Genomic DNA, 4156 nt, shown 5'->3' with positions numbered 1-4156 from the left:
TGGGTCAAATTAGGGGCTACTGTGAATGCTTGAGATGAAAACTGTTCGAAAGCCGTATGAGGGAAAACTTCATGTACGGTTTGATGAGGGGGGCAGGGGCGCCTGCCTCTACTCTACCATTCGCAACGATCTCGCCATCTTTCCTCCTGCAGCTTAAAAGGATGTTATACGGATTGGGGTATAAATAATCTTAATTTAAAATAGTTTAATAGGAGAATAATATGTATAAATCAGCTTATGAGTCACGAGAAGACCTAAAAGAATTCGGAGATAATGGCTTACTATTATTTTCTTTAATTTTACGCTTTGGATATGATGATATAACAACAATTGCATCTGAAGCACTAACTGATGGCCCTAATGATAAAAAGGCTGATCTAGTTTTGATAAATAAAGATGATGGGATAGCTATTATTGCCCAAGGATATTATGCTACGATACCAAAACAATCTGCCCCTTCTAGCAAAGCTTCTGATTTAAATACTGCTGTAGGCTGGTTATTAAATAGAGAAATTAATGATTTACCCGAACATCTACAATCTCCTGCACTTGAATTAAGAACTGCAATAGCAGATGGTTCTATCCATAGTATTGAGGCTTGGTATGTACACAATTTGCCTGAGTCGCAGAATTGTGAGAATGAATTGAAAACTGTTGAACATACTTTGAGTAGTATTGTATCAACTCTGTATCCTGATTTAAAAATAACAGTATCATCCCATGAAATAGGTGATGGGAAATTGTCATCAATGTATCAGATGACGCAAACTCCTATTTTAGTAAACGAAAAACTTGAATTTAAAGTCCCTGGTGGTTTTGAAATAAAAGGTGATGATTGGCATGCATTATCTACAGCAGTTCCAATTCGAACATTACATGAGATGTTTGGGAAATATGGAAAAGATATTTTTAGTGCAAATATTAGAGACTATTTAGGAACAAGAAAAACTGATTCGAATATTAATTATGGAATAAAAATAACCGCTAAAGAAATTCCACAAAAATTCTGTGTATATAATAACGGAATAACAGCAATTACTCATTCATATGAATTAAAAGACAATATTCTTCATGTAAGTGGACTTTCAATAGTAAATGGAGCTCAAACAACAGGAGCAATTGGAACATTAAAAGATTCACCTTCTGAACAAGCATTTGTATCAGCAAGATTCATAAAATGTGATTCACACGATACAATTACCAACATTGTTCGGTTTAATAATAGCCAAAATAAAACAACTGCAATGGACTTTAGAAGTAATGATATGATTCAAGATCGATTAAGAAAAGAATTCGATTCAATTGGTGATCATGTTTATCCAGGAGGTAGACGCGGTGGTGTGGAAGATGCAATTAAAAGACAATCAAATTTATTAGCATCTGATTCTGTTGCTCAATCATTAGCTGCGTTTCATGGTTATCCGAATGTTGCATATAACCAAAAATCAGGTATTTGGAATAAGGATGAACTTTATAGTAAATTTTTTAATGAGAAACTAGGTGCAGAGCATATCTTATTGTCATACTCATTATTTGAAACAGTAAAAGAATTAAAACTAAGTTTATTTGCCAAATTAAAAAATGAAGAGGATATGCTTAAAAAAGAAGAAGATCGGTTAGCATTTCTTAGAATGCGCGGTGCTAATTATATTTTTATATCAGCAATTTCTTCTTGTTTAGAGATAATTCTTAATAAAAAAATTCCAAATTTCTTCCGAATCTCATTTGATAATAAAATTAAATTAAATAAAGCAAAAGAATTATGGTTTTCAATCGTAGATAGTACCATTCCTTTCAGTAATCATTTGATAGAACCAACAAAGAAATCATTAGGTGTAGTAGCAGAGAATGAAAAAGCAATTGATACATTCAGATCTCTTGTTGAATCAACATATAATGCAAATAAAGAAATATTTGAGAAGTTTTCTGAAAATATAACCGTATAACAAAAACTTGCAGCAGACATCCTGGCAGATCATGATTCTTGCATTCGCAACAATCACGCCTGCTGGCGGATGCAGCTGAAGTTGGTGTTATACGGACAAAAAATTCTCAAAATAGAGAAAATATGATATAAATCATTTGAAAAGATGAAAAGATGCCCTCCGTCCATGGCGGGCAAAGAAAGAATGGAGATATAATGGCACAATCAATTGAACCGAATATAGCAGATTTGGCTAATGGATGGCTAAAATCGTACAAATTAGATTATAAACTTGAACAAGAATCATTAAATTCTGAAATAGACAAAGCCCTTGATGATTATTTCTCTAAAAATGGAGGAACAGGCGGAAATCGTCCAGATGCAAAATTATTACTTCAAGATAAAAACTTAGATTATTACCCTATTCTTATCGAGTATAAAGGTTATAAAGACAAACTTGAAAAGCTCAACAATGACGGACAAGTTGATAATAAAGCAGCCAAAAACGAACCAAATTTTAAAAACATCAATTCATTTGCGGTAAACGGCGCAGTTCATTACGCAAATGCTTTACTTCATCATACAAGCTATACAGACATTATTGCTATAGGAATGACCGGTTACAAAAATGAAACAGGAAAAATTGAACACCAAATTGGTGTTTATTATGTTTCAAAAAGCAATTTTGGTGTAGGTCAAAAAATTGGCGCTTTTTCCGATTTCTCTTTTCTAAAAAAGGAAAATTTCGATGCTTTTATTGAGCAAGTAAATACTTTGAGTTTAACACAAGAAGAAATTGAAAAACTCAAAGAACAACGAGAAAAAGAAATTGATGCAAGTCTAGTTAAATTAAACAACGATATTTATCAAAACGAAAAAGGGCTTGGCGAAAATGACCGTGTATATCTCGTTGCAGCTTCAATTATTGCAACTCTTGGGATTTCTGGGAAAGTTAAACCACTTGAAAAATCGGACTTAAAATCATCGTCAGAGGAAGGCAATACTGATGGTGAAATTATGGTACGAAAAATCAAAGCCTTTTTAGGTGAAAAACAATTACCAAGAGAGAAAAAAGATTTAATAATTAGAACTTTATCAAATACGCTTTTGACAGAAAATATCAATAAAGTTGAAAGTGGTGAAAGTCAGTTAAAAAGAGTATTTATAAAAATAGTAGATGATTTAGGTATTTATTATAAAATTGGTTTAACCACCGATTTTACAGGAAAACTTTTCAACGAAATGTATGGTTGGTTAGGGTTTACACAAGACAAATTAAACGATGTTGTACTTACTCCCTCTTATATTGCAACTCTATTGGTTAAACTAGCCAGAGTAAACAAAAATTCCTATGTGTGGGACTTTGCCACAGGTTCGGCAGGTCTTTTGGTTGCTGCAATGAACGAAATGCTTAATGATGCTAAAAACTCCATTTCTTCGCCCGATGAACTTGCTCAAAAACAAATTAAAATCAAAGCTGAACAATTGCTCGGATTAGAGTTGCTTTCAAGTGTATATATGTTAGCAATTCTGAATATGATTTTAATGGGTGACGGTAGTTCAAACATTTTGAATAAAAACTCACTAACCGATTTTGATGGAAAATATGGATTTGGAAAAACTGATAACAAATTCCCTGCTGATGCATTTGTACTAAACCCGCCATATTCTGCCAATGGCAACGGAATGAACTTTGTAGAAAAGGCACTTGGAATGATGAACAAGGGTTATGCCGCAATCATTATCCAAAATTCAGCAGGTAGTGGAAAAGCAAAAGATTACAACATAAAAATATTAGAAAAGCATACTCTTTTGGCAAGTATAAAAATGCCTATTGATTTGTTTATTGGAAAATCAAGTGTACAAACCAACATTTATGTGTTTAAGGTAAACGAAGCCCATCACAAAGACGAAATCGTAAAATTTATCGATTTTTCAAATGACGGATATGCAAGAAGCAATCGTAAAAAAGCAAGCAATAACCTAAAAGATACCGACTTAGCAAAAGAACGTTACGAGGAATTGGTTAATTTAGTTCGATTTGGAAAAGGCAAATTAAATATTTTTACAGAGAAAGAGTACTACGAAGGAAATATTGATCCTTTGTAAGCGCTAATATCTCCCCGTGTTGACTGATCGTCTATGGGATGAGTTCTTCTTTATCAATGTTCCATGGAAGCAATTGTTCCAGATCCTGATTAGTATTGGCCAGTGGAATTTTCTCAAATATAT

Annotated in this window: 2 protein-coding genes; both read left to right on the top strand. The window is 33.0% G+C overall.

The genetic code is table 11. The annotated features are described in order from the left end of the window. Positions 1-221: 221 nt before the first annotated feature. Positions 222-1946: an AIPR family protein gene (locus DV872_RS25765; protein WP_114632849.1), complete on the top strand. Its 1725-nt coding sequence runs from the start codon at positions 222-224 to the stop codon at positions 1944-1946. A 194-nt stretch (positions 1947-2140) separates the two neighbouring features. Next, positions 2141-4033, top strand: a complete 1893-nt coding sequence (locus DV872_RS25760) for a class I SAM-dependent DNA methyltransferase (protein ID WP_114632848.1) — start codon at positions 2141-2143, stop codon at positions 4031-4033. Positions 4034-4156 lie beyond the last annotated feature (123 nt).

Origin of the sequence: Oceanispirochaeta sp. M1, from assembly GCF_003346715.1 — a bacterium.
GTDB lineage: Bacteria > Spirochaetota > Spirochaetia > DSM-2461 > DSM-2461 > Oceanispirochaeta.
Note: the sequence above shows the minus strand (reverse complement) of the source record. Positions and strands in the feature narration are given on the sequence as shown.

Coding starts and splice junctions, on each gene's coding strand:
- DV872_RS25765 (WP_114632849.1), top strand. CDS start 222: ATGTATAAATCAGCTTATGAGTCACGAGAAGACCTAAAAGAATTCGGA.
- DV872_RS25760 (WP_114632848.1), top strand. CDS start 2,141: ATGGCACAATCAATTGAACCGAATATAGCAGATTTGGCTAATGGATGG.